This window comes from Paraburkholderia dilworthii (assembly GCF_000472525.1).
GTDB classification, from domain to species: Bacteria; Pseudomonadota; Gammaproteobacteria; order Burkholderiales; family Burkholderiaceae; genus Paraburkholderia; species Paraburkholderia dilworthii.
On record NZ_KI421431.1, the window covers coordinates 179936 to 204491 of the forward strand.

The window sequence follows — 24556 nt, forward strand, 5'->3', positions numbered from 1 at the left end:
TGCCATTTTTTGCTGCGAGGTGTGCCGTGCAGGAGCCAGCGATGTTGACAGCGCATTTTTCAGCGCGATTGCCGACTTAACAGCCACAGGGTGCACAGGGCAGGTTCCTGTGGCCGCTGTGGCTTTTGCTTTTGTCATCTATGAAAAAGGGGTTACCGTGAGCCGCCGTCGTGTTGTTGTTACAGGCCTGGGGCTGATTTCGCCTGTTGGCAATAATGTTGCCGACGGCTGGGCCAATCTGGTCGCCGGCAAGTCGGGTATTGCCAATATCACGAAGTTCGACGCGTCGAACTTCTCGACTCGTTTCGCCGGCGAGGTGAAGGGCTTCAATATCGAGGACTACATCCCCGGTAAGGAAGCGCGCCACATGGATACGTTCATCCATTACGGCGTGGCTGCAGGCATCCAGGCGATGCAGGACAGCGGCCTTGAAGTCACCGACGAGAATTCGGAGCGTATCGGCGTCGTGGTCGGCTCCGGCATCGGCGGTCTGCCGATGATCGAAGTCACGCAAACCGAACTGCTCAATCGCGGCCCTCGCCGCATCTCGCCGTTCTTCGTGCCGGCGTCGATCATCAACATGATCTCGGGCCATCTGTCGATCAAGTTCGGCATCAAGGGTCCGAATCTCGCCATCGTCACCGCGTGTACGACGGGGCTGCACTGTATTGGCGAGGCTTCGCGCCTGATCGAATACGGCGACGCAGATGTGATGATCGCGGGCGGTGCAGAATCCACCGTGTCGCCGCTCGGTATCGGCGGCTTTGCGGCGGCGCGTGCGCTGTCGCAACGCAATGACGACCCGGCGACGGCGAGCCGTCCGTGGGACAAGGATCGCGACGGTTTCGTGCTCGGCGAAGGCGCCGGCGTGATGGTGCTCGAAGAGTATGAGCACGCGAAGGCTCGCGGTGCGAAGATTTACGCCGAAGTCGGCGGCTATGGGATGAGCGGCGACGCCTATCACATGACCGCGCCGTTGGAAGACGGCGACGGCGCGCGCCGCTGCATGCTCGCGGCCATGAAGAACGCGGGCATCAACGCCGATCAGGTGAATTACCTGAACGCGCACGGCACGTCCACGCCGCTCGGCGATCTGGCTGAGACGACCGGCATCAAGCGCGCTTTCGGCGATCACGCGAAAGACATCGTTGTGAATTCGACCAAGTCGATGACGGGTCACCTGCTCGGTGGCGCCGGCGGTCTCGAGTCCGTGTTCACCGTGCTGGCTGTCCACCATCAGGTCTCGCCGCCCACGATCAACATCTTCAACCAGGATCCTGAGTGCGATCTGGACTACTGTGCCAACACTGCACGGCAGATGAAGATCGACGTCGCGTTGAAGAACTCGTTCGGGTTCGGCGGCACGAACGGCACGCTCGTCTTCAAGCGCGCCTGATCCTTCGCAACGGGTGACGCGCCAGCCGACTGCGCCGGTTTTGCCGGCGCTTTCCCTTGAAACAGCCATGTCCGAGGGAGCACCGCAGCAGATTGCGCTGCGGTGCTCCCTCGCGATGCGCGTTGCGCTCGCTACTTGCGTGGCGACGGCTTCGTGCGCGGTTTACAACTGCATGGCGTCGTGGCTGGGTGCGTGGCAGGCGGTTCCGTTGGCGCTTGCCGCTTTTGCATTGCTCGCGCTTTGTGCGGTGAGGCACGACCGGGCGCGGCCTGCGGCATTGAAAATGGGCCGCGAGAGTCTCACTGCGTGGGGTCGGGCCGGCAATCCGCTGGTACATGGCCGCATCGCCGGCTGCGCGCACTGGAGCGACCGTTTGCTCGTGCTCACACTGACACCCGATACAGGCCGCCAGCACACGCTGCTGGTTCCCGCCGACACCGTCCCGGCAGCCGTTTTTCGCGAACTGGCGGTGCGCGGCCGGCGCAGCGCCGGCGCGTGACTGTAACGACTGTAACTGCTGTTACCGCGCACTATTACCTCGGTAACGTGCCTCGTCGAGGGGGACGCTACAATGGTGCCCCGTCATGCGCCCTATAGTTAACGGATTTATCAGGTGAGCGAAAAAGAAATTGATCAGGTGTTGGTCGAGCGCGTCCAGAAGGGCGACAAGGCAGCGTTCGAGCTTCTGGTCTCCAAATACCACCGCAAAATTCTCCGGCTGATCTCCCGCCTCGTGCGCGACCCGGCTGAGGTGGAAGACGTTGCGCAAGACGCTTTTATCAAAGCCTACCGGGCGTTGCCGCAATTTCGGGGCGAATCGGCTTTTTATACGTGGTTGTACCGTATTGCGGTCAACACGGCAAAGAACTACCTTGCGACCCAGGGCAGGCGCGCGCCGACGTCGACCGAAGCAGATGCTGAAGAAGCTGAAACTTTCTCGGACGCGGACCAACTAAGGGATATCAACACGCCTGAGTCGATGTTGATGAGCAAGCAGATCGCCGAGACGGTCAACGCTGCGATGGCGGTTTTACCGGAAGAGCTACGTACCGCCATTACTCTTCGTGAAATTGAAGGTTTGAGCTACGAGGAAATCGCGGAGATGATGGGCTGCCCGATCGGCACCGTCAGATCACGAATTTTCCGCGCTCGCGAAGCCATTGCGGCAAAATTGCGTCCGTTGCTTGACACACCCGAAGGCAAGCGCTGGTAAGTCACCGGCGCGCCGGACGGGACGCGGGTGCAATATCTGGATTAGTGGTGTCACTACGGGGTCTTGTAAGATGGGGAGCATCATGGGGTCGGTCTCGATGCAATCGCAAGTCAGCTCGCGCGGCGAGCGTCTGTCCGCTTTTGTCGACGGGGAGTTGTCCGGCGAAGAGCATCTGAATCTGGACAAATTTCTGTCGGGGCTCGACGGCGAAGATCGTGCCGCGTGGTCCAGTTATCACCTGATCGGCGACGCATTGCGTTCCGACGATCTCGCGGTCAGTTCGGCGACGAGCGGCGCATTCCTGAGGGGATTCGCGGCGCGCTTCGAAAGCGAGCCGCACTTGCTCGCACCCGCCGCCATGCCGCTTGCGCGCCGACTGTTGGGCCTGCGCCGGCGCGTCGTGCCAGCTTTCGCAGTGGCTGCCGCGGCTGCCACCTTGACGTGGATCGTGGTGCCGCAATTGCAAGGTGTGCCCGGCGGTTCGGGCGTAACGCAGGTGGCGTCGGTTTCCTCGCATGGCGACGCGGTGCAGAAGGTTGCTTTGGCGTCCGTGCCAGTGGCTAACGTCATGCCGGTCGCTCAAGACGCCAATATCATTCGCGACGCGAGCCTCGACCAGTATCTGGAAGCTCATCAGCAATTCGCGCAGCAACCCGTCATGCCGGGCTCAATGCCGCTGATTCGCGCTGCTGCAGTCTCTACGCAAGGCCAATAGTTTGATGCAGACTCCGCGGTTGAACAAAACGACTATCTGGGGGCGGCTGCCGGCATTCCTGTTTTGCGCAGCCGTATTGTTGTCCGCTACACCGCGGGTCTTTGCACAAACCGACGATCCGCTCGTCGCCCGCCGCACGGCCGCCGATCTGCTCGATCGCATCCATCAGGCCGCGCAGCAACAGAACTACGAGGGCGCGTTCGTCTATCAGCGGGGCAATTTCGTTCAAACGTCGCGGATCGCGCACTATGCGACCCGTGCAGACGGTGAATTCGAACAGCTCGAAAGCCTCGACGGCAAGCCGCGCAAGATGCTCCGTCACAATGAGGAGCTTTACACGTTCGTGCCGGAACGGCATCTGTGTGTGGTCGAGAAGCGCCAGAACAAGGACTCGTTTCCTGCGTTGCTGGCTGTGAGCGGCGAGCAGGTCTTGTCAGTGTATGAGCCGAAATTGCTCGGCGACGATCGCGTCGCCGGCATCGAAAGCCAGGTGATCGAACTCGATCCGAAAGACGCCTACCGTTTCGCTTACAAGCTGTGGGCCGACAAGAGAACCGGCTTGCTGCTGCGCGCACAGACGCTCGATCCGAACGGCCAGGTGCTCGAGCAGCTGTCGTTCTCGCAAATCCGCATCGGCGTGCCCGTCGAGAAGGCGGGCATTGTCAACGGCATTCGCAATACCGCTGGCTGGACAGTGGTGCATCCGCCGATCGAACCGGTCGATATGGCCGCGCAAGGCTGGCAGTTCGGCTCCGCGGTGCCGGGCTTTCGCAAGATCCGCGAATTGCGCCGTCCGATGGCGGCGCGCGAAGCAGGCCAGCCGACCATTCCGGTCGATCAGGCCGTGTTCTCCGACGGTCTCGCCGCTGTTTCGGTGTTCATCGAGCCGGTTGAGAACAACACGCGTAAGGAAGGCGCGGGCAGTAGCGGCGCTACGCACGTACTAGTCAAGCGGCGCGGCGACTTCTGGATTACCCTGCTCGGAGAAGTGCCCCAGACCACGTTGCAGCAATTCGCGTCTGCCATAGAATACAAGGCTCCGAAGTAATCCTCCGAATCCTGAATCCCTCGGCTTCATACGATATGACGACTTTCTCGGTGCGCAAATTCCTCGCGACCGCGGTGGTGGCGGCATGTGTGCCGTTCGCACCGCATACGGCGTCGGCGGCTCCCGCAGCCAATCTGCCCGACTTCACCGACCTCGTCGACAAGGTCGGTCCGGCGGTCGTCAACATTCGCACAACTACGCGCGTGACAAGTAGCGGTACGCGCGGCGGCTTGCCGCCCGGCATGGACGACGGCGACATGTCGGAGTTTTTCCGGCGTTTTTTCGGCATTCCGATGCCGCAATCGCCGCAATCGCCCGGCATGCCGCGCGGCGGCGATAACGGTGGCAGCGGCGGCAGCCAGGATACGCCGGACAGCAACGACCCCGAACAGAACAGCGGCGTCGGCTCGGGCTTCATTCTGTCGGCGGACGGCTACGTGATGACCAACGCGCACGTCATCGACGACGCGGACACCATTTACGTCACGCTCACAGACAAGCGCGAATTCAAGGCGAAACTCATCGGCGTGGACGACCGGACTGACGTCGCGGTCGTGAAGATCAGCGCCGCCAATCTGCCGACCATCACCATCGGCGATTCGAACAAGGTTCGCGTGGGAGAGTGGGTGGTCGCAATCGGTTCGCCGTTCGGGCTCGAAAACACGGTGACGGCCGGCATCGTCAGCGCGAAGGGGCGTGACACCGGCGACTATTTGCCGTTCATTCAGACCGATGTAGCAGTGAATCCGGGCAATTCAGGCGGACCGCTCATCAACATGCAGGGCGAAGTGATCGGCATCAACTCGCAGATCTACAGCCGCACCGGCGGTTTCATGGGCATTTCGTTCGCGATTCCGATCGACGAAGCGATGCGCGTGGCCGATCAGTTGAAGGCTTCGGGCAAGGTGGTGCGTGGCCGGATCGCGGTGGCGATCGGCGAGGTGACCAAAGACGTCGCCGATTCGCTCGGCCTGCCGAAGTCGCAGGGCGCCCTCGTCAGCAGCGTCGAGCCGGGCGGTCCGGCAGACAAGGCGGGTGTGCAGCCAGGCGACATCATCCTGAAGTTCAACGGTCATTCGGTCGATACCGCGACGGACTTGCCGCGCATGGTCGGCGATACGAAGCCGGGCACGAAGGCGACCATCACCGTCTGGCGCAAGGGCCAAACGCGCGACCTGCCGGTCACGATCGCCGAGATGCAGCCGGACAAGAGTGCAAAAGCCGATCAGCGTAAGCCGCAGCCGCCGAAGCAGCGCGCTACGAACGCGCTGGGCCTTGCCGTCAGCGACATTCCCGCCGATCAGCTGAAAGCGCTGAAACTGCGCAACGGCGTGCAGATCGACGCGGTGGACGGTCCGGCCGCACGCGTCGGGCTGCAAAAGGGCGACATTGTCCTGCGCGTGGGCGACACGGATATCACGAGTGCGAAGCAGTTCGACGAACTGACCGCGCATCTGGACTCGCAGAAGATGGTCGCGCTGCTGGTGCGTCGCGGCGAGAATACGCAGTTCGTGCCGATTCGCCCGCGTAGCGCACAGAAATGACGAAGGGGGCGCCGCTTACGCTCTATGGGCGCGCGTGGTGCCACTTGTGCGACGACATGCGCGCCGCACTCGAGCCGTTGCTGGTCGAGTTCGGCGCGCATGTAGACGTCGTCGATATCGACAGCGATCCGTTGCTCGAAACCCGCTACAACGAACTCGTGCCCGTTCTGCTGTGCGACGGCGTCGAGCTTTGTCACTACCGTCTCGACGAATCGCGGGTGCGCGGCGTGTTAGCTGCCCGCGCCGGTGCGGCTTCCTGAACCGGCCGGGTTTTTTGAAGGAGCGTCCGCGCTTTCCGGTGCGACTCCAAAGCCGGACCAAAACATTGAGCCGAAGGTCGAGCCAAATATCCGCTCAAGACCCGGGCCACCGGTCTTTCGCAGGCCGTCTCGGTATCCAGGCCCTGCAAGATGCGCCGGGTGCCGGCCTTTTCGGCTAAAATAGACAGGTTTTTCACCTACTTACAAGGCGTGCTCCGCTATTGTCCGAGCGCGCCTTTTTTGCTTGATCGGCACTGAATGGATCATATTCGTAACTTCTCGATCATTGCGCACATCGACCACGGCAAGTCGACGCTCGCCGATCGCATCATCCAGATTTGCGGCGGCTTGTCCGACCGCGAGATGGAAGCGCAGGTCCTCGACTCGATGGATCTCGAGCGCGAACGCGGCATCACCATCAAGGCACAAACTGCAGCACTGAGCTATCGCGCTCGCGACGGCAAGATCTACAACCTGAACATGATCGACACGCCGGGCCACGTTGACTTTTCGTACGAAGTCAGCCGCTCGCTGTCCGCGTGCGAAGGCGCGCTGCTGGTTGTGGATGCAAGCCAGGGCGTGGAGGCGCAAACAGTCGCCAACTGCTATACCGCAATCGAACTCGGCGTCGACGTCATTCCGGTGCTCAACAAGATCGATCTGCCGGCTGCGAACCCCGAGAACGCGATCGCGGAGATCGAAGACGTGATCGGTATCGACGCAACCGACGCCACGCATTGCAGCGCAAAAACGGGCCAGGGTGTCGAAGACGTGCTCGAAGCGCTGATCGCGAAAGTGCCGTCGCCGAAGGGCGATCCGGAAGCGCCGTTGCAGGCGCTGATCATCGACTCGTGGTTCGACAACTACGTCGGCGTCGTCATGCTCGTGCGTATTGTCAACGGCACGCTTCGCCCGAAGGACAAGATTCGCATGATGGCGACCGGCGCGCAGTATCCGGTCGAACACATTGGCGTGTTCACGCCGAAGTCGAAGAACCTCGAATCGTTGTCGGCCGGGCAGGTGGGTTTCATTATCGCGGGCATCAAGGAATTGGCCGCCGCAAAAGTGGGCGACACCGTCACGCTGGTAAACCGTCCGGCTGCCGAGCCGCTGCCGGGCTTCAAGGAAGTGAAGCCGCAGGTGTTCGCCGGTCTCTATCCGGTTGAGGCGAACCAGTACGACGCGCTGCGCGACTCGCTCGAAAAGCTGAAGCTGAACGACGCATCGCTGCAATACGAGCCGGAAGTTTCGCAGGCGCTGGGTTTCGGTTTCCGTTGCGGCTTCCTCGGTCTGCTGCATATGGAGATCGTGCAGGAACGTCTCGAACGCGAGTTCGACATGGACCTGATCACTACGGCTCCGACCGTGGTGTACGAAGTCCTCCAACGCGACGGCACGACGATCATGGTCGAAAATCCGGCCAAGATGCCGGAGCCTTCGAAGATCGAGGAAGTGCGCGAGCCGATCGTCACGGTGAACCTGTACATGCCGCAAGACTACGTCGGCTCGGTCATCACGCTGTGTACGCAAAAACGCGGCAACCAGATCAACATGCAGTATCACGGCCGTCAGGTGCAGTTGACCTATGAGATTCCGATGGGCGAAGTCGTGCTCGATTTCTTCGATCGTCTGAAGTCGATCTCGCGCGGTTACGCTTCGATGGATTACGAGTTCAAGGAATACCGGGCGTCCGACGTCGTGAAGGTCGACATGCTGATCAACGGCGACAAGGTGGACGCGCTATCGGTCATCGTGCACCGTTCGCAAAGCCAGTATCGCGGCCGCGAAGTGGCGGCGAAAATGCGCGAGCTGATTCCGCGCCAGATGTACGACGTTGCGATTCAGGCCACCATTGGCTCGAATATCATCGCGCGCGAGAACATTAAAGCATTGCGTAAGAACGTGCTGGCAAAATGCTACGGCGGCGATATTTCACGTAAGAAAAAGCTGCTGGAAAAGCAGAAGGCAGGCAAGAAGCGAATGAAGCAAGTGGGGTCCGTCGAGATTCCGCAAGAGGCTTTCCTCGCCATTTTGCGTGTCGAAGACAAATAAGACGAACAACGGAACTCTATGAATTTTGCGCTGATTCTTTTTGTGCTCGTCGTTTTGACGGGCGTCGCATGGGTCGCAGACAAACTGGTGTTCATGCCGCAACGGCGGCGCGCGGCGGAAGCTGCGGTCGCTGAGTTCGACCGTCAGCAGGCGCGTATCGGCGAGCGTTTCGCCGACGAAAACGCCGCGCAAACACGCGCGCGTCTTCGCGACGACAAGCTGCGCCAACCGTGGTGGCTCGAATATTCCGCGAGCTTTTTCCCGGTGATTCTGGTGGTTTTCGTGGTGCGCTCGTTTGTCGTCGAGCCGTTCAAGATTCCATCCGGCTCGATGGTGCCAACGCTGCTGGTGGGCGACTTCATCCTCGTCAATAAATTCGATTACGGTATCCGTCTGCCGATCGTCAATACGAAAATCACCGAAGGCCGCCCGCTTCAGCGCGGCGACGTGGTGGTGTTCCGCTATCCGAAAGACGAGTCGGTCGACTACATCAAGCGCGTGATTGGCTTGCCGGGCGACACTGTCGCTTATCAGGACAAGCAACTGACGATCAACGGCAAGCCGGTGCCTGAAACGCCGCTACCCGATTATCTCGACGAAGAGCGTCTCGGCTACGCGAAACAGTTCGAGGAAAATCTGGATGGCCGCAAGAACGCGATTTTGAACAATCCGGCAGTGCCGCCGTTTATCGTCGGGGCCGAAGATTATCCGTATCGAGACAACTGCACATACAACGCACGCGGCGTGATTTGCAAAGTGCCGCCCGGCAATTACTTCATGATGGGCGACAACCGCGATAACAGCGCGGACAGCCGTTACTGGGGCTTCGCACCGGACAAGAATATCGTCGGCCGTGCGTTTTTCATCTGGATGAACTTCAGCAGTCTCAAGCGCATCGGCTCTTTCCAGTGAGTTCTGCATCGACTGTACGGCGCGCTGTGAGCACAGGTCGCTTATCAATAATCAACGCTCTCACGAGCGGCAGCGCGCTATCGCGCCACATCGAGAAACTCCGGTAACGTCGCTTCACCGCGCTTTTTCCGCCGGCCGGGCCGCGTTTTCGCCCGGCCCGGCGCCCGCGTTATACTCTGCCCATGCCCCTATCTCCGTTGGAAAGCCGTCTGCGCTATGAATTTCGCAATGCGGAATTGCTGCGCCAGGCTTTAACACACCGCAGTCACAGTGCCACGCACAACGAACGGCTCGAGTTTCTAGGCGATTCCGTTCTGAATTGCGCGGTGGCTGCGCTTTTGTTCCAACGTTTCGGGAAGCTGGACGAAGGGGATTTGTCCCGCGTTCGCGCCAACCTGGTCAAACAGCAATCGCTCTACGAGATCGCTCAGGCCCTGAATATCTCGGAAGGCTTGCGGTTGGGGGAGGGCGAGTTGCGCAGCGGCGGCTTCCGCCGGCCTTCGATCCTTGCTGACACGCTCGAAGCGGTGCTGGGTGCGGTGTTCCTCGACGGCGGCTTCGAAGCCGCTCAAACGGTCATCAAGCGCCTTTACGTGCCGATTCTCGATCACATCGACCCACGCACGCTCGGCAAAGATGCCAAGACGCTTTTGCAGGAATATCTGCAGGGGCACAAGATTGCGTTGCCGACCTACACCGTTGTGGCCACGCATGGTGCCGCGCACAATCAGCAGTTCGAAGTCGAATGTACGGTTCCTAAGCTGGACGTGAAGGTGTCTGGCTCCGGCGCGAGCCGTCGGGCGGCTGAGCAGGCCGCAGCCAAAAAAGCGCTCGATGAGGTTCTGGCCGCCGCGCCCGCGGTGGTCGGAAAATCGAAGCGATCCAAAGGCGCCCGCGCGGCGAAAAAGGCTGAGTTTGAAATAGTCCCCGGCGTGACGGGGGTTCAGACAGCGCTCGATTTGCGCAGCCCGGATCGCAAGAACGAACGCGGAGTAGTGCGGGGCGAAACCCGGGCGGCGTCCTCGACAGAGCTGGCAGTGGAACGCGGGGGGCTTGCGGTCGCGGTTGCGCCGTTGGCGGTGATTCGCGCGGCGCATGTCGAGTACAGCGTCCCGGAAAGAGTCGAACGCGCTGACAAAGGCGAAAGGCTGGAAAAAGCCGACAAGGCAGATAAATTCGAGAAAGCGGATAAAACCGCCGCACAACCGGGCGACAAATCCACGGAAAAAACAGCTGGGGACAGGCTGGACGCCAAGCCGGCTGAGCTCAAGCCGGCCGAACCGAAAGCTGCCAACGGCGGCGCCGCCGAATCGAAGCTCGCTGAACCAAAGGCCACGGAATCCAAGGCCGCGGAATCCAGGCCCGCCGAATTCAAGCCCGCCGAACTCAAGCCCGCCGAGCCCAAAGCGGCCGAATCCAAAGCAGCGGAATCCGCCACCGTCCGCGGCATAGACAAACCGCATCGCGGCCGCGACGCCGCCGCGGCAGCAGCGTCGCCTGCGACGAACGCCGCCGCGTCCACCGAACACGAACCCGGCGTAGCCGACGCGGTACCAACGCGCGTCGCCGACGCGGGCCATTGATTGTCCAGGCGCGCGAGCCCCGCGCGTCGATCCGAACCTGCCGTAGCCCAATATGAACGCTCCCACTCCCACTGGTTTTCGCTGCGGCATGGTCGCGATCGTCGGCCGCCCGAACGTCGGCAAATCGACGCTGATGAACGCGCTGGTCGGCCAGAAAGTCAGCATCACGTCGCGCAAGGCGCAGACCACGCGCCATCGCATTACTGGCATCCATACGCTCGAAGACGTCCAATATATCTTCGTCGACACGCCCGGTTTTCAGACCAAGCACAGCGGCGCGCTGAACCGTTCGCTGAACCGCGCGGTGACGTCGACGCTGACCTCCGTCGATACGATTCTGTTTGTGATCGAAGCCGGCCGTTTCGGCGCGGACGATCAGAAAGTGCTCGATCTGATTCCGCCTTCGGTGCCCACGCTGCTGATCGCGAACAAGCTCGATCGCGTGTCGGATAAAGATTCGCTGTTTCCGTTCATGCAGCAGGTCAGCGCGCTGCGCCAGTTCAGCGAGATCGTGCCGCTGTCGGCCAAAAATCCGGACGACATCAAGCGTCTGATGGCGACGGTCAAGCCTTACCTGCCGGAAGGCGCGCCGATTTACGGCGAAGACGATCTCACCGATCGCAGCGAGCGCTTTCTCGCGGCCGAAATTCTGCGCGAAAAAGTGTTCCGTTGGACCGGCGACGAACTGCCGTACACGAGCACCGTGCTGATCGACAAGTTCGAAACGGAAGGACGTCTGCGCCGCATTTTCGCGACGATCCTGGTCGAACGCGACACGCACAAGGCCATGATCATCGGCCAGAAGGGCGCCAAGCTGAAGCAGATCAGCACCGAGGCGCGCCTCGACATGGAGAAGCTGTTCGACGGCCCCATCTATCTGGAAACCTTCATCAAGGTGAAGAGCGGCTGGGCCGACAACGAAGCGGGACTTCGTGCGTATGGGTACGAATGACGCGTGGGTCACGCTGAATTCCGACACCGACCCGGACGACGCCGAGCCGGCCGCGCTGTCGCGCGAGTCTTCAAAGCCGGCTCGCGGTAGCCGCAAATCTTCCACTAAAAGCACATCCGACGCTGGTCCTGGTGATGCGCCGCGCAAGGCGCCTGCTCGCCGGCCGTCGCGCAGTTCCGCTTCGGCTTCCGAATACCGGATCGCCGAGCAGCCCGCCTTCGTTCTGCATAGCTATCCGTATCGCGAGACGAGTCTGATCATCGATGTGCTGTCGCGCGATCACGGCCGTCTTGCGCTCGTGGCGAAAGGCGCGAAGCGTCCGCACTCCGCATTGCGCGGCGTGTTGCAGACATTTCAGCCGCTCGCGCTGTCGTGGTCCGGCAGGGGCGAGGTGCGCACGCTAACCGGCGCGGAATGGGTCGGCGGCATGCTGCCTTTGACGGGCGACGCGCTGCTGTGCGGGTTCTACGTGAACGAACTGCTCGTTAAGTTTTGCGCGCGCGAAGATCCCCATCCGCAACTGTTCCATCACTACGTCGTCACCATGACGCGTCTCGCGCATGACGAGCCACCGGTGCAGGTGCTGCGTTCGTTCGAGCGCGTATTGCTGCGCGAAACCGGTTACGCGATGGCGCTCGATCGCACGGTTGCGCGCAAAGCGGTGGAAGCCAGCCGCCGCTATGTGTTCGACCCCGAGCGCGGCGTGCGCGAGGCAAGCGACGATGTGCCCGCGCAATGGCCGGTGGTCGCGGGCCAGACCTTGCTCGATATGGAAAAGGACGATTACCATCGAGCGCAAACGGTGGCACAAAGCAAAACGCTGATGCGCTTTCTGCTCAACACTTACCTTGGCGGCACGCCGCTCGCGACGCGCCAGATTCTCATCGACTTGCAGAACTTATGAGCTTCTTTCTAACGTCGCCGAATGTGATCGATCTCGGCGTGAACATCGATCACGTGGCCACGCTGCGCAACGCGCGCGGCACCTCGTATCCCGACCCGATCCGCGCCGCGTTGATGGCGGAGGAGGCCGGCGCGGACGCCATCACGTTGCATCTGCGTGAAGACCGCCGCCACATCGTCGACGCCGACGTGCGCGCGCTGCGTCCGCTCCTGAAAACGCGGATGAACCTCGAATGCGCGGTCACTCAGGAGATGCTCGACATTGCCTGCGAAGTAAAGCCGCATGACGTTTGCCTCGTGCCGGAAAAGCGCCAGGAATTGACGACCGAAGGCGGCCTGGATGTGGCCGGTCAGTTCGAGGCCGTGCGCGCCGCGTGCAGGCAACTCGCCGACGCGAACTCGCGCGTGTCGCTTTTCATCGATCCCGACGAGACGCAGATTCGCGCCGCACACGAGGCCGGCGCGCCGGTGATCGAACTGCACACCGGACGTTATGCCGAGGCGCACGATCCCGCCGAACAGCAGCGCGAATACGAGCGCGTGGTTCGTGCGGTCGAGTTCGGCGCGACGCTTGGCATCAAGGTCAACGCCGGCCACGGCCTGCACTACACGAACGTCCAGCAGATCGCGGCAATCGAGGGCATTGTCGAGCTGAATATCGGCCATGCGATCGTCGCGCACGCGATTTTCGCGGGCTGGGACAACGCGGTGCGCGAGATGAAGGCGATCATGGTCGCCGCGCGTCTCGGCGCACGCGCGTAACGTACCGGCTTGCATATGGCGATCTACGGAATCGGTACGGACATCGTTCAGGTGAGTCGCGTGGCGGCGGTCATGACGCGCACCAACGGCCGCTTTGCCGAGAAGGTGCTCGGTCCCGACGAACTGCGCGTCTATCACGCGCGCAATGCCCGTTCGGCCGCGCGCGGGCTCGCGTTTCTCGCTTCGAGATTCTCGGCGAAGGAGGCGTTCTCAAAGGCAATCGGCCTCGGCATGCACTGGCCGATGACATGGCGCGCTCTGCAAACGCTCAACAAGCCGAGCGGCGAACCGATGGTGGTCGCTTCCGGCGAGTTGGCCGAATGGCTCGAGGCGCGAGGCATCACGGCGCGTGTCACGATCACCGACGAGCGCGACTACGCGGTGTCGTTCGTGATTGCCGAGAGCGCGCAGGCCGAAGAGGCGAACGGCTCCAACCCGCGACCTGCTGCCGAATAAAAAATCGGGAACGCGGCCCGAGCGGTCGCGTCTTTCCTTGCTCCACGCAATCTTCAAACGGAATTCGATGAAAACCAATCCCGGACCGGTGATGCTCGACGTGGTCGGCAAAACGCTGAACGACGATGACAAGCGCCGCCTCACGCATCCGATGACCGGCGGCGTGATTCTATTCGCGCGCCACTACGAGAGCCGGGCGCAACTCATCGCGCTGACGGATTCGATCCGTTCGATCCGCGAGGACTTGCTGATCGCCGTCGATCACGAAGGCGGGCGCGTGCAGCGTTTTCGCACCGACGGCTTCACCGTGCTTCCGGCAATGGGCAAACTTGGCGCGCTGTGGGACAGCGACGTTCTGCATGCCACCAAGGTGACGACCGCGGTCGGTTATATCCTCGCGTCAGAGTTGCGCGCTTGCGGCATCGACATGAGCTTTACGCCGGTGCTCGATCTGAACTACGGGCAGTCGCAGGTAATCGGCGATCGAGCGTTTCATAGCGATCCGCGCGTCGTGACGATGCTCGCTAAAAGCCTCAACCACGGTCTCGCGCTCGCCGGCATGAGCAACTGCGGTAAGCACTTTCCGGGGCACGGTTTTGCGCACGCGGATTCGCACGTCGCGATGCCTGTCGACGAGCGCTCGCTCGACGAGATTCTGCGCGACGACGTGGCGCCGTATGACTGGCTTGGGTTGTCGCTGGGCTCGGTGATTCCCGCGCACGTGGTTTATCCGCAAGTCGACTCGAAGCCGGCGGGCTTTTCGCGCGTGTGGCTGCAGGACATCCTGCGCGGCAAGCTGCGCTTCGAAGGCGCCATTTTTAGCGACGACCTGTCGATGGAAGCCGCGCGTCAGGGCGGCACACTCACCGAAGGCGCGACTGCCGCACTGCAGGCCGGTTGCGACATGGTGCTGATCTGCAACCAGCCCGAGCAGGCTGAAAAGGTGCTGGACGAACTACGTTTTACGCCGTCGAAGGAGTCGCAGCAGCGGGTGAAGCGCATGCGCCCGCGCGGCAAGGCGCTCAAGTGGAGCAAGCTGGTGGCGGAGCCGCGATATCTGCAAGCGCAGGCTTTGCTGCGCAGCGCGTTTGCCTGAACGGCGGGCGAAGACAGTAAGTAAAAAAACGGCGCCTCACTTGAGGCGCCGTTTTTCATCGGACATACGCACGCGAGCGCCTGAAGCCTCCAAAGCCCGCAAAGCGCAACATGCGTCAGTTCAACCGCATCCGTTGCAGTTTGTTGTACAGCGTCTTCGGACTGATGCCGAGCAGCGACGCCGCCCGATGGCGTGTACCGCCTACCGCGTCGAGCGTCGCGCGAATCAGCATTTCCTCGACGTCCGCGAGCGGCGTGCCGACCGTAACCTGAACGCGGCTGCCGTTCAGATCGCGGCCATTGACGGAGCCCGCTTCGTCGGCGCGTAACGACTCCAGCACATCGCCCGACGCGTGGTACGCGCGACGCACGCGGTCTTCCAACTCGCGCACGTTGCCCGGCCATTCGTACGTGAGACATTCACGCAGAAAGTTCGGCCCGATCTGTTTGGCGACGTCCGACGTGCCGCGCGCGGCCGCGTCGTGGTTCAATTCGTCGACAATCGCCTGCGCGATCAGCGGCGGATCTTCGCCGCGCTCGCGCAACGGCGGCAGCGTCACCGCTGCAGCTTCGAGGCGCAGTGCAAGGTCTTCGTGCAGGCTGCCGTCGGCCACTGCCGCACGCGGGGCCTTGCGCGTCGACGCGATCAACCGGAAATCGGTCACGACCTGGCTCGTGCCGCCGACCCGCATGAAAGTCTGCGAATCGAGCGCGCGCAGCAGTGCTTCCTGTTGAGCGCGTGGCAGTTCCGCGATTTCGTCAATGAAGAGCGTCCCGCCGCTCGCCTGTTCGAAAAGGCCCGGCTCGCGCTGCTCCGCGCCGCTGAACGCGCCGCGTTCGTGGCCGAACAACACGCTATCCAGCGACCGATGCGCCGCCACGCTGCCCGCGCTTCGGCAATCGAGCGTGACAAACGGGCCTTTGCGGCGCCGGCTCATCTCGTGCATCGTGCGAGCGGCCACCTGCTTGCCGGTGCCGGCTTCGCCTGAAATCAGCACGGCCGCTTCCGTCGGCGCAATATGTTCGATCGTGTCGTAGACGTGTTGCATCGCGCCGCTGCGGCCGAGCATCGAGCCAAAACGGCCGAGTTGACGCAGCGACGCACGCAGCGTCTGAACTTCCTCGGTCAGTTCGTACGGGCGCGGAATTCGCGCAAGCAGGCTGCGCAGACGCGGAATATTGACGGGCTTCAGCAGATAGTCCCAGATGCCGTGCCGCAAGCCCTCAATCGCGCTTTCGACGGTCGCATTGCCCGTCATAACGATGACGGGCAATGCACCGCCTGGCGGCTGCGCAGGCAGATGCTGCAACAGATCGAGCCCGCTGCCGTCCGGAAGGTTTAGGTCGACCAGCACGACGTCGGGAATGAAGCGCGTGAGCGCGGCGCGCGCTTCGGCAATGGTCGTGGCCGTGTCGACGGAAAAGCCGTCGGCGGCAAGAATGGCGGACAGACCTGACAGGCTATTGGGATCGTCTTCAACAATCAGGGCGTGTGGCATGGCGAGCGCAACTTTTTAAATGGATGGAATAGCCGCTTCGCCGCGCCGTGACTGGCGCGCGCGAGGCGGGCACGATGGCTGGCCGGTACTGTCGGTCGGATGCGTCGCCAGCACAGCGTCAGCCGGGCGGCGCAAAAGCGGGCCTCCAGTCGGCATGAACGCAGTGCCCGGGGTCTACGACACCGGGCGAAGCGGGCGGCGAGTCGACTCACGTAGTTCTGGTCCTTTGCTGTCCGAAGGGCGATTGGCTGCTCGCTGATTTGCGTCGCGTCCCGCCCGGTTCTAGTCCACCAGCATCCGCGCGGCCACGATGTGACGCCGCACGGGCACCGGCACTTACTTCGCTACTGATGTCAGAAATCCCGATTGTTGTCGAAGAAACGGCGTACTTCGCGCTCGGCGTCCTCGCGGCTCTTGCCATAGCGCTCCTGGATCAGGCCGGCGAGCCGGTCCGCGCGGCCTTCGGCCCGGGTGAGTTCGTCGTCGGTCAATTCGCCCCACGCAGCCTTCGCTTTGCCAACCAGTTGCTTCCACTTGCCTTCAGCGATGTCGTTGTTCATACCGCATCTCCGGTCGAAAGACATAGGTGAAGGCTCACAAGCATGACTTGTGCCAATGCTCTTTGGCTTGCTATATCAAAGGCTTACCTTGGCCTCAGGCGGCAAGATCGGGGACCGCGACAGGCAATTTGGAGAAAATTGCCGGTAAAGTTTTCCTCAACAATACCCGGCGGCGCAAAAAAGAAAAAGCGCCCAATTGGGCGCTTCTCAATTTTGCCAGCGCGCGTTGCGTCGCGCCGGCAGAGGACTTGCCGCTTTACGCGCGGCTACGGTACTCGTGCGTACGCGTGTCGATCTCGATCTTGTCGCCAATATTGCAGAAGAGCGGCACTTGCAGTTCGAAACCAGTGTTCAGCTTGGCGTTCTTCAGCACCTTGCCCGACGATGTGTCGCCCTTGACAGCCGGTTCCGTGTAGATGATTTCGCGGACCAGCGTGGTCGGCAGTTCGACGGAGATGGCCTTCTCGTTGTAGAACACGACTTCGCAAGTCATGCCGTCTTCGAGATAGTGCATCGCGTCGCCCATCATTTCGGCTTCGACTTCATACTGGTTGTAGTCGGCGTCCATGAACACGTACATCGGGTCGGCGAAGTACGAGTACGTCACTTCCTTGCGCTCGAGCACGACGACGTCGAACTTGTCGTCTGCCTTGTACACGCTTTCCATGCCTGCGCCGGTCAGCAGGTTCTTGAACTTCATCTTGACAACGGCGGAGTTGCGGCCCGATTTGTTGTATTCGGCCTTTTGCACGACCATTGCGTCTGCGCCGATCATCACGACGTTGCCGGTGCGGAGTTCCTGTGCGGTCTTCATAAAACTGTCCTGTACGAAATAAGTAGCTTCAACTTTTGCTCAACGGCATACGGCGCAAGCGGCTTCGACGTTTCCTGCGCTTTACGCCGCGCCGTGATGAGACGGCCTGGCGCGAAGCGGTGCATGAAGCGTGGTTGGTTTGCTGCGAGGTTTCCAGTGGCGTTGCCGATGCGACGCGTTCCGCAATTCCCGCGAGTCCGTTACCTGCTTTTTTACCCGATGCGGGCGTGTACACGAGTGGCGCCGGTCGGCAGCGTGCGTCCTGAAGTGCGCTTTTCTCTGCCGTTTCCGCTGCGGCGCTCAACGAGCAGCGCATTGCATCTTTCGATGCCGGTGAAACGAGCTAACAGCCGGAGCCGAGAGCCAAAGAGCCAACCAAACAGGATTTTTGCTGCGATCGGGCCGCGCTTGCGTCGTCGGCCGTTGGATAACCGCTTATTTTAACTGACTTTTTGTGAACGAGGCCAGATTTCCCACGAGGTCGCCGACTTGCGCGAGTTCGCCGGCCCATTCGATCGCGCGCCGCTGTAGCGCCGGGTAGTGGTGCAGCAGTGTGGCCCAGTCCGGCTCGCCAGTGCCATTCCAGGCGTGCCAGAAGCGCGCGAGCGAGGTGCGTGCATCGGCCGGAAGCGTACGGGCGTAATGTGCAAGCGCGGCGCCGAGTTTCGGCAGATGAGCGTCGTCGGCTTGTGGGTAGATGTGCCAGACGAAGGGCCTGGCGGCCCATTGCGCGCGTACGAACGAATCCTCGCCGCGCACGAAGTTGAGGTCGCTGGCCCATAGCAGCGCGTCGTAGCCGGATTGCTCGGTGAACGCGAGGCCGTGCGCGCTCAAGCTTCCGCGCTCCGCATGAGCGCCGGCGGCGAACTCAGGCACTCCGAAAAAGCGCGCGAGCGCGCCGCAGATGCGTCCCTCCGGCACCAGCAGCACGACAGGATCGGCACTGTCGCGCCATTGTTCGAGAAGACTGTCGACGGCGGGGTTCTCGTACGCGAATAAGGAAACGACGGTCGCGCCGACAGGCGGCGCACGCCCCACCGTTTGCAGCCACCACGCTTTGCGTGCCGCCGGCGACGCCTCGAACGCCGCGCGCGCGGCATCGAGATGCCGTTCCTTCAGCACGCCGCCGGTGCCTGGCCCGAGCCCCGGAAAGAAAAACGTTTTGACGAGCGGATAGCGCGGATGCGGCGATGGCCGCAGATGAAAGTCCGCGACCCAATCCTCGGCGCTCAGATATTCGAGGTTGATCCATACGGGCGCGCGCTCGCGCTGGGCCATCGCCGCCACGTAGATGGGCGGCAGTTCGCAGGCGAACGCCTCGATCACTACGTCGGCCACTTCGAGGGTCTCGCCGGCATGCGTCGGCGTGTGCCAGTGTTCGACGACGATCCCGCCGACCGCCTGCCGCGCGCGATCCAGTGCGAGCGACGGGCACAGCTTCTGGAACGCATGCAGATCGTCGACGAAGATGCGCACCTGCCAGCCGTGCTCGCTCGCGAGTTGCCGCGCGAGGCGCCAGCACACGCCGATATCGCCGAAATTATCGATCACCGCGCAGAAAATATCGCATGCGATCGCTGCGGGTGGTTCGTTAAGCGACGCGGCGGTTGGATCGGAGGGCGGCGCGGTGGAGGGCATCGGCGAGGCTCGGGCGGACGCGGAATGTTCTAAACTGGCGATTCTAAAGCACCCGTTCGATCTTCTCGCGCCGACTCGTTCGAGCGCGAACCCGAAGGGGCCACACGTGGCCAACCGTGGCCAAACGGGGCGACCGCCCGCGAGACAGTTCCATCAGCCGATCCTGCATGACCGAACCCGAAGCAAACATCGCTTTCGAGCCGAAAAAAGTGCTCGCCCAGTTGCCGCATCTGCCCGGCGTCTACCGCTATTACGATGCGCACGGCGCGGTGCTGTACGTCGGCAAGGCGCGGGACCTGAAGAAGCGCGTGTCGAGCTATTTCACGAAGACGCAACTGTCGCCACGCATCGCGATGATGGTGACGCGCATTGCGCGCATCGAGACCACCGTCACGCGCTCCGAGGCCGAAGCGCTGCTGCTCGAAAATAATCTGATCAAGGCGCTCGCGCCGCGCTACAACATTCTGTTTCGCGACGACAAGTCGTACCCGTATCTGAAGCTGACCGGCCATAAGTTTCCGCGCATGGCGTATTACCGCGGCTCGGTGGACCGCAAGAACCAGTACTTCGGCCCGTTTCCGAGCGCGTGGGCGGTGCGCGAGAGCATCCAGATCTTGCAACGCGTATTTCAGTTGCGCACCTGCGAGGACTCCGTTTTCAACAACCGCACGCGGCCGTGTCTGTTGCATCAGATCGGCCGTTGCACGGCGCCGTGCGTCGCGAACATCAGCGAAGAGGACTACGCGCGCGACGTTGCCAATGCGTCGCGCTTCCTGCTCGGCCGTCAGGGCGAAGTGATGAACGAACTCGAGCAGAAGATGCACGCGTTTGCGAGCGAGCTGAAGTTCGAGCAGGCCGCGGCTGTGCGCAATCAGATGAGTTCGTTATCGACGGTGCTGCATCAGCAGGCCATTGAAGTCGGCAGCGATAGCGATGTGGATATTCTCGCGGTGGTCGCGCTGGGCGGCCGCGTCTGCGTGAATCTCGCGATGGTGCGCGGCGGCCGGCATCTGGGCGACAAGGCCTACTTCCCCGCGCACGTGGAAAGCGCGCTGACGGCGGAAGAAGGCGGCCTTGAAGACGAAAGCGGCGATGACGTATTGGTCGGCGTCGCGTCGGACGCGGGCTCGGCCGCGCGGGAAGATGTCCTCAGCGGCGTAAGCAGCGAAGCGCGATCGTCCGACACGGCCGATGCGCTCGCGATCGCCCAGGAACTGCCGCCAGAAGATGACGACGATTCCAGCGAAGTTTCCAACGAAATTTCCAGCGACGATCCTGGCAACGCAGACGCGCTCGACACGGATGCCACCTCGGGGTCGGCGAAGCCGCGCAAAGGCCGCGCGTCGGGCGGCATTGAATCGGAAGTGCTCGAAGCGTTCATCGCGCAACATTATCTCGGCAATCGCGTGCCGCCGGTGCTGGTGGTCAGCCACGCGCCGGCCACGCGCGAACTCGTCGACGTGCTGATCCAGCAGGCCGGCCACAAGGTTACCGTGCTGCGCCAGCCGCAAGGCCAACGGCGCGCGTGGCTCGCAATGGCCGAGCAGAACGCGCGGCTCGCACTCGCGCGGCTGTTGTCGGAGCAAGGCTCGCAACAGGCCCGCACGCGCGCGCTCACCGACACGCTCGGCATGGAGTGCGACGACCTCGCGCATGTGCGCATCGAATGTTTCGACATCAGTCATACGATGGGCGAGGCGACCCAGGCGTCGTGCGTCGTGTATCACCATCACAAGATGCAGTCGTCGGAGTATCGGCGCTACAACATTACCGGCATCACACCCGGCGACGATTACGCGGCGATGCGCCAGGTCCTCACGCGCCGCTACGAGAAGATGGTCGCGCAAGCCGCCGCGAATGCTGCGGACGAAGCCGCCGAATTGCAAAGCGACGCGGCCGTGGACCCGTCGCTGACGCCCGAGGCTGCTGAACCCGTCGCGGCGGGTGGCATCTTGCCCTCTATCGTGTTGATCGACGGCGGCAAGGGCCAGGTCGAAATCGCGCGGCAGGTGTTCACCGAGTTGGGGCTGGACACCGGCATGCTGGTCGGCGTGGCGAAGGGCGAGGGGCGTAAGGTCGGTCTCGAAACGCTGATTTTCGCCGACGGCCGGGCACCGCTCGAACTCGGCAAGGAAAGTGCCGCGCTCATGCTCGTCGCGCAGATCCGCGACGAAGCGCACCGCTTCGCCATCACCGGGATGCGCGCGAAACGCGGCAAGACGCGTCAGACGTCGCGGCTCGAAGAACTCGAAGGCGTGGGCGCGAAGCGGCGCCAGCGGCTGCTTGCGCGCTTTGGCGGGCTGCGCGGCGTGATTGCGGCGAGCGTCGAGGATCTGGCGAGCGTCGAAGGGATTTCCCAGGCGCTAGCCGAGCAGATCTACCGGCAATTGCATTGATTCGCGGCGCGTGGGTCGGGCCCGTTGCTGGGCGCAGCGGCTAATGTCTTGCCGCAGCGCCTCGCATTACGAGCCCCGTCCACTGGCCGACATCCGCAGCTGGCCAGGCTCCGTGCACCCGTCCCCGCACAGTAACTCGCGCAAGCGATGGACGGTGCGCGCTTCGCTCGCCGAGCCGCTTTGCTTGTGGCAGGCACTGCGACACGGCACAATTGCATCTCTCCTGTCAGACGCTGCGCCTGCCCATGCCGTTTAATTTCCCGATTTTCCTGACCTGGCTGCGGATCGTTCTGATCCCGCTGGTCGTCGGCGTGTTCTATTTGCCCGACATGATGATGAGCCCCGCGCACCGCAACCTCGCGGCCGCGACGATCTTCGTGCTGGCTGCGCTGACCGACTGGTTCGACGGCTACCTTGCCCGCAAATGGAATCAGACCTCGGCGTTCGGCGCGTTTCTCGATCCGGTCGCGGACAAACTCATGGTGACCGCCGCGTTGCTCGTGCTCGTGCAACTCGCGCGAATCGATTCGGCAATTGCGCTTGTGATCGTCGGACGCGAGATCGCGATCTCGGCGCTGCGCGAATGGATGGCGCAGATCGGCGCGTCCAAAAGCGTTGCCGTGAACTCGCTTGGCAAGTTCAAGACCGCTTGCCAGATGGTGGCGATTCCAATGCTGCTGTTTCACGGCACGTTGGTCTTCGGCGGCGGCGTGACGATCGACACGCGAACGTGGGGCTTGTGGCTGATTTATCTCGCGGCGTTTCTCACCATCTGGTCGATGCTCTATTACATGAAGCTCGCGTGGCCGCAGATTCGAGAGCGTGGCGGGGCCGTCTGACCACCGCGGCTCGCTTGCATCGCGGCGGCATCTGAGCACGTCATGAGTGAAATCTGTTCAGTTAAAGAGATTCGCAAAGGGGGTTGACACGTTTCGGTCGTTTCTCCATAATCTCGTTTCTCCGATGCACGCGGTTTGAAACTTCGGTTGCAGTAGAGGGAAGAAGGGCGCAGTAAGCCTTTTTAAGCGGTAGAACAGCAGTGACGCAGCAGTAATACGCGGGAGTAGCTCAGTTGGTAGAGCGCAACCTTGCCAAGGTTGAGGTCGCGAGTTCGAGCCTCGTCTCCCGCTCCAGAATTTGAAGCAGCGCGTTGTTCAGTAAAAGTAGTGTGGCGAAGTAAAAGTGCAAGGCGTTGCGAAGCAGTGCAATGCGGGAGTAGCTCAGTTGGTAGAGCGCAACCTTGCCAAGGTTGAGGTCGCGAGTTCGAGCCTCGTCTCCCGCTCCATACATCAGGGAAGCAACGCTTCCCTTTTTGTTTGGTGGACCGACGGTTGTCCACGAGACAGATCAGCGAATCTGTAGCTAGATTCCCATCCGCTTGCGGCGCGATAGCAAAGCGGTTATGCAGCGGCCTGCAAAGCCGTTTAGGCCGGTTCGACTCCGGCTCGCGCCTCCAGTAGTTGAAGTGCAGAAAAGCCCCGCCATGTCGGGGCTTTTCTTTTTTGCGCCTTCGCATCCGTTTGGATGCGTAAGTGGCCTTGCGCGCCGCTGCGCATGCTGCACGCGGACACCACGCGGACACCATGCGGATCCGATGGGGCGCACAATGCCGGTTTGCTCCTTGTCATTGAACGTGCATGTACCTACACATCATCGGCACGAACGTGCGCCTGCTCGGCTCCATGCATCTCTTTCCCGCGTCGAGCCGCAGAACGCCGCCGTGGGTCGAGCAAGCCTATGACTGGGCCGAAACGTTGGTCTTCGAATCCGACCCGCCGACCATTCTGCCTTTCCTGAAAGCCGATCCTCAGAGTGGTGCGCAACGCCTCGCGCCTCTGCTTTGCGCCGATGCATGGACCCGTCTGCAAGCGGCATGGCCCGCTGAAGGGCCGTTGGCGCCGTTTGCCGATCTGCATCCGTGGGCCGCACTGATCGTCGCGCCTACGTTGTTCCAGCAGCTTGTCGAAGGCGTCGAGCCGCGCATGCTCCGCTGGGCGATTGGGCAGGGTAAGCCGTATGAGTATCTGGAGACAGCGCGCGAAGTGGCTAGTGTGCTCGAATCGATTCCGCTCGATGCAGTTGGCGCGGCGCTCGCGGTGCTAATGGCCGACCTGAGCGAGCCGCAGCGCACGCTCGAGCGCATGCATGCAGCGTGGCTCGGCGGCGACCTGTCAGCCGTGCATCGCATCGCCGTCGAATCGCCGATGTTCAATCTGCCCGAGATACGGCACGCGATTCTGGATGCCCGCAATCTCATGTGGGCTGAGCGCGTGAGCGCGTTGCTCGCGCGACCTGAAAGAACCTTGGTTGTGATAGGTGCGCTGCATCTATGCGGACCGGGTAACCTCGTTGAACATCTCGCGCGACCCGTCCAGGCGGTCTTTGAAGCCGGTGCGTGCGTAAAATCGCAGGGTTGAGAAGCCTCGAATCGCCAGGGAATCAGCCGGATCTCCACCCGCAGTTTCGCGAGACGGTTTCAGGGGACACACATGCATGCGCCACCGACACCCGGCAACGCGAGCACACGTCTCGACACCTTGCGCGCGCTGAATATTCTCGACAGTTCGCCCGAAGAGCGCTTCGACCGCCTGACGCGGCTCGCAAAGCGTCTATTCGGCGTGCCCATCGCGCTCGTGAGTCCCGTCGACGCAAACCGGCAATGGTTCAAGTCGTGTGTTGGCCTGTCGGTGAACGAGACTTCCGCGCGATGTGTCTTTCTGCGGGCATGCAATCCTGTTCACGATTGCTTCCCGCGATG

22 protein-coding genes, 3 tRNA genes and 1 pseudogene are annotated in these 24556 nt (G+C 62.1%); 22 read left to right on the forward strand and 4 right to left on the reverse strand.

Going from position 1 to position 24556, the window contains the following annotated elements; translation table 11 throughout:
• Positions 1–157: 157 nt before the first annotated feature.
• From fabF to nagZ, 15 genes are all read left to right on the forward strand, one after another.
• Entirely contained in the window at positions 158–1396 is a 1239-nt protein-coding gene (gene fabF / locus F759_RS0136510; protein WP_027804079.1) for a beta-ketoacyl-ACP synthase II, read from the forward strand.
• A gap of 67 nt (positions 1397–1463) precedes the next feature.
• Positions 1464–1895, forward strand: coding sequence for a protein YgfX (locus F759_RS0136515; protein WP_322787137.1), 432 nt, complete (start codon positions 1464–1466; stop codon positions 1893–1895).
• A 114-nt stretch (positions 1896–2009) separates the two neighbouring features.
• Entirely contained in the window at positions 2010–2609 is a 600-nt protein-coding gene (gene rpoE, locus F759_RS0136520) for an RNA polymerase sigma factor RpoE (protein WP_006051939.1), read from the forward strand.
• Positions 2610–2691: 82 nt separating this feature from the next.
• On the forward strand, positions 2692–3324 hold the full coding sequence (locus F759_RS0136525) for a sigma-E factor negative regulatory protein (protein ID WP_027804081.1): 633 nt from the start codon (positions 2692–2694) through the stop codon (positions 3322–3324).
• 4 nt (positions 3325–3328) lie between these two features.
• On the forward strand, positions 3329–4372 hold the full coding sequence (locus F759_RS0136530; protein WP_027804082.1) for a MucB/RseB C-terminal domain-containing protein: 1044 nt from the start codon (positions 3329–3331) through the stop codon (positions 4370–4372).
• Positions 4373–4407: 35 nt separating this feature from the next.
• Positions 4408–5916, forward strand: coding sequence for a DegQ family serine endoprotease (locus F759_RS0136535; RefSeq protein ID WP_027804083.1), 1509 nt, complete (start codon positions 4408–4410; stop codon positions 5914–5916).
• On the forward strand, positions 5913–6176 hold the full coding sequence (locus F759_RS0136540; protein WP_027804084.1) for a glutaredoxin family protein: 264 nt from the start codon (positions 5913–5915) through the stop codon (positions 6174–6176). The genes F759_RS0136535 and F759_RS0136540 overlap by 4 nt, the downstream gene beginning before the upstream one ends.
• 258 nt (positions 6177–6434) lie before the next feature.
• Positions 6435–8228, forward strand: a complete 1794-nt coding sequence (gene lepA, locus F759_RS0136545) for a translation elongation factor 4 (RefSeq protein WP_027804085.1) — start codon at positions 6435–6437, stop codon at positions 8226–8228.
• A gap of 18 nt (positions 8229–8246) precedes the next feature.
• Positions 8247–9140, forward strand: coding sequence for a signal peptidase I (gene lepB, locus F759_RS0136550; protein ID WP_027804086.1), 894 nt, complete (start codon positions 8247–8249; stop codon positions 9138–9140).
• A gap of 182 nt (positions 9141–9322) precedes the next feature.
• Complete coding sequence (gene rnc / locus F759_RS0136555; RefSeq protein ID WP_027804087.1) at positions 9323–10723, forward strand: ribonuclease III; 1401 nt, start codon at positions 9323–9325, stop codon at positions 10721–10723.
• A 52-nt stretch (positions 10724–10775) separates the two neighbouring features.
• Positions 10776–11675, forward strand: a complete 900-nt coding sequence (gene era / locus F759_RS0136560; protein WP_027804088.1) for a GTPase Era — start codon at positions 10776–10778, stop codon at positions 11673–11675.
• Positions 11662–12579, forward strand: a complete 918-nt coding sequence (gene recO / locus F759_RS0136565; protein WP_027804089.1) for a DNA repair protein RecO — start codon at positions 11662–11664, stop codon at positions 12577–12579. The genes era and recO overlap by 14 nt, the downstream gene beginning before the upstream one ends.
• Positions 12576–13340 carry a pyridoxine 5'-phosphate synthase gene (pdxJ, locus tag F759_RS0136570; RefSeq protein ID WP_027804090.1) on the forward strand — a complete coding sequence of 255 codons (765 nt, stop codon included), beginning with the start codon at positions 12576–12578 and terminating at the stop codon, positions 13338–13340. Before recO ends, pdxJ begins: the two co-directional genes overlap by 4 nt.
• A gap of 15 nt (positions 13341–13355) precedes the next feature.
• Positions 13356–13796, forward strand: a complete 441-nt coding sequence (gene acpS, locus F759_RS0136575) for a holo-ACP synthase (RefSeq protein WP_027804091.1) — start codon at positions 13356–13358, stop codon at positions 13794–13796.
• Positions 13797–13863: 67 nt separating this feature from the next.
• Complete coding sequence (gene nagZ / locus F759_RS0136580) at positions 13864–14892, forward strand: beta-N-acetylhexosaminidase (protein ID WP_027804092.1); 1029 nt, start codon at positions 13864–13866, stop codon at positions 14890–14892.
• A gap of 115 nt (positions 14893–15007) precedes the next feature.
• Here nagZ and F759_RS0136585 read toward each other — a convergent pair whose 3' ends face one another.
• The 4 genes from F759_RS0136585 to earP all read right to left on the reverse strand — a co-directional run bounded on the left by F759_RS0136585 (position 15008) and on the right by earP (position 19402).
• Complete coding sequence (locus tag F759_RS0136585; protein WP_027804093.1) at positions 15008–16390, reverse strand: sigma-54-dependent transcriptional regulator; 1383 nt, start codon at positions 16388–16390, stop codon at positions 15008–15010.
• Between the two features lie 353 nt (positions 16391–16743).
• Complete coding sequence (locus F759_RS0136590; RefSeq protein WP_027804094.1) at positions 16744–16950, reverse strand: CsbD family protein; 207 nt, start codon at positions 16948–16950, stop codon at positions 16744–16746.
• A gap of 256 nt (positions 16951–17206) precedes the next feature.
• Positions 17207–17764: an elongation factor P gene (gene efp, locus F759_RS0136595; RefSeq protein ID WP_027804095.1), complete on the reverse strand. Its 558-nt coding sequence runs from the start codon at positions 17762–17764 to the stop codon at positions 17207–17209.
• Between the two features lie 435 nt (positions 17765–18199).
• Positions 18200–19402: an elongation factor P maturation arginine rhamnosyltransferase EarP gene (gene earP, locus F759_RS0136600; protein ID WP_027804096.1), complete on the reverse strand. Its 1203-nt coding sequence runs from the start codon at positions 19400–19402 to the stop codon at positions 18200–18202.
• 167 nt (positions 19403–19569) lie between these two features.
• Here earP and uvrC point away from each other — a divergent pair, with 167 nt between their 5' ends.
• The 7 genes and pseudogenes from uvrC to F759_RS0136635 all read left to right on the forward strand — a co-directional run.
• A complete protein-coding gene (gene uvrC / locus F759_RS0136605; protein WP_027804097.1) occupies positions 19570–21798 on the forward strand; it encodes an excinuclease ABC subunit UvrC in 2229 nt (742 codons plus the stop codon).
• 245 nt (positions 21799–22043) lie between these two features.
• Positions 22044–22637, forward strand: a complete 594-nt coding sequence (pgsA, locus tag F759_RS0136610; protein WP_027804098.1) for a CDP-diacylglycerol--glycerol-3-phosphate 3-phosphatidyltransferase — start codon at positions 22044–22046, stop codon at positions 22635–22637.
• Between the two features lie 218 nt (positions 22638–22855).
• A tRNA-Gly gene (locus F759_RS0136615) sits at positions 22856–22931 on the forward strand.
• A 76-nt stretch (positions 22932–23007) separates the two neighbouring features.
• Positions 23008–23083: transfer RNA gene (locus F759_RS0136620), tRNA-Gly, on the forward strand.
• Between the two features lie 97 nt (positions 23084–23180).
• A tRNA-Cys gene (locus tag F759_RS0136625) sits at positions 23181–23254 on the forward strand.
• 181 nt (positions 23255–23435) lie between these two features.
• Positions 23436–24215, forward strand: a complete 780-nt coding sequence (locus F759_RS0136630; RefSeq protein WP_027804099.1) for a TraB/GumN family protein — start codon at positions 23436–23438, stop codon at positions 24213–24215.
• A 72-nt stretch (positions 24216–24287) separates the two neighbouring features.
• Positions 24288–24534 (forward strand): annotated as a pseudogene (locus F759_RS0136635) (GGDEF domain-containing protein); the annotation flags it as partial.
• Positions 24535–24556: the final 22 nt, after the last annotated feature.

What these genes read in the sequence shown, in the direction of transcription:
- lepB (WP_027804086.1), top strand. Translation starts at nt 8,247, where the DNA reads ATGAATTTTGCGCTGATTCTTTTTGTGCTCGTCGTTTTGACGGGCGTC.
- F759_RS0136525 (WP_027804081.1), top strand. Translation starts at nt 2,692, where the DNA reads ATGGGGTCGGTCTCGATGCAATCGCAAGTCAGCTCGCGCGGCGAGCGT.
- uvrC (WP_027804097.1), top strand. Translation starts at nt 19,570, where the DNA reads ATGACCGAACCCGAAGCAAACATCGCTTTCGAGCCGAAAAAAGTGCTC.
- F759_RS0136630 (WP_027804099.1), top strand. Translation starts at nt 23,436, where the DNA reads ATGTACCTACACATCATCGGCACGAACGTGCGCCTGCTCGGCTCCATG.
- F759_RS0136515 (WP_322787137.1), top strand. Translation starts at nt 1,464, where the DNA reads ATGTCCGAGGGAGCACCGCAGCAGATTGCGCTGCGGTGCTCCCTCGCG.
- acpS (WP_027804091.1), top strand. Translation starts at nt 13,356, where the DNA reads ATGGCGATCTACGGAATCGGTACGGACATCGTTCAGGTGAGTCGCGTG.
- pdxJ (WP_027804090.1), top strand. Translation starts at nt 12,576, where the DNA reads ATGAGCTTCTTTCTAACGTCGCCGAATGTGATCGATCTCGGCGTGAAC.
- F759_RS0136540 (WP_027804084.1), top strand. Translation starts at nt 5,913, where the DNA reads ATGACGAAGGGGGCGCCGCTTACGCTCTATGGGCGCGCGTGGTGCCAC.
- lepA (WP_027804085.1), top strand. Translation starts at nt 6,435, where the DNA reads ATGGATCATATTCGTAACTTCTCGATCATTGCGCACATCGACCACGGC.
- F759_RS0136590 (WP_027804094.1), bottom strand. Translation starts at nt 16,950, where the DNA reads ATGAACAACGACATCGCTGAAGGCAAGTGGAAGCAACTGGTTGGCAAA.
- rnc (WP_027804087.1), top strand. Translation starts at nt 9,323, where the DNA reads ATGCCCCTATCTCCGTTGGAAAGCCGTCTGCGCTATGAATTTCGCAAT.
- nagZ (WP_027804092.1), top strand. Translation starts at nt 13,864, where the DNA reads ATGAAAACCAATCCCGGACCGGTGATGCTCGACGTGGTCGGCAAAACG.
- F759_RS0136530 (WP_027804082.1), top strand. Translation starts at nt 3,329, where the DNA reads ATGCAGACTCCGCGGTTGAACAAAACGACTATCTGGGGGCGGCTGCCG.
- efp (WP_027804095.1), bottom strand. Translation starts at nt 17,764, where the DNA reads ATGAAGACCGCACAGGAACTCCGCACCGGCAACGTCGTGATGATCGGC.
- F759_RS0136535 (WP_027804083.1), top strand. Translation starts at nt 4,408, where the DNA reads ATGACGACTTTCTCGGTGCGCAAATTCCTCGCGACCGCGGTGGTGGCG.
- pgsA (WP_027804098.1), top strand. Translation starts at nt 22,044, where the DNA reads ATGCCGTTTAATTTCCCGATTTTCCTGACCTGGCTGCGGATCGTTCTG.
- era (WP_027804088.1), top strand. Translation starts at nt 10,776, where the DNA reads ATGAACGCTCCCACTCCCACTGGTTTTCGCTGCGGCATGGTCGCGATC.
- F759_RS0136585 (WP_027804093.1), bottom strand. Translation starts at nt 16,390, where the DNA reads ATGCCACACGCCCTGATTGTTGAAGACGATCCCAATAGCCTGTCAGGT.
- recO (WP_027804089.1), top strand. Translation starts at nt 11,662, where the DNA reads ATGGGTACGAATGACGCGTGGGTCACGCTGAATTCCGACACCGACCCG.
- earP (WP_027804096.1), bottom strand. Translation starts at nt 19,402, where the DNA reads ATGCCCTCCACCGCGCCGCCCTCCGATCCAACCGCCGCGTCGCTTAAC.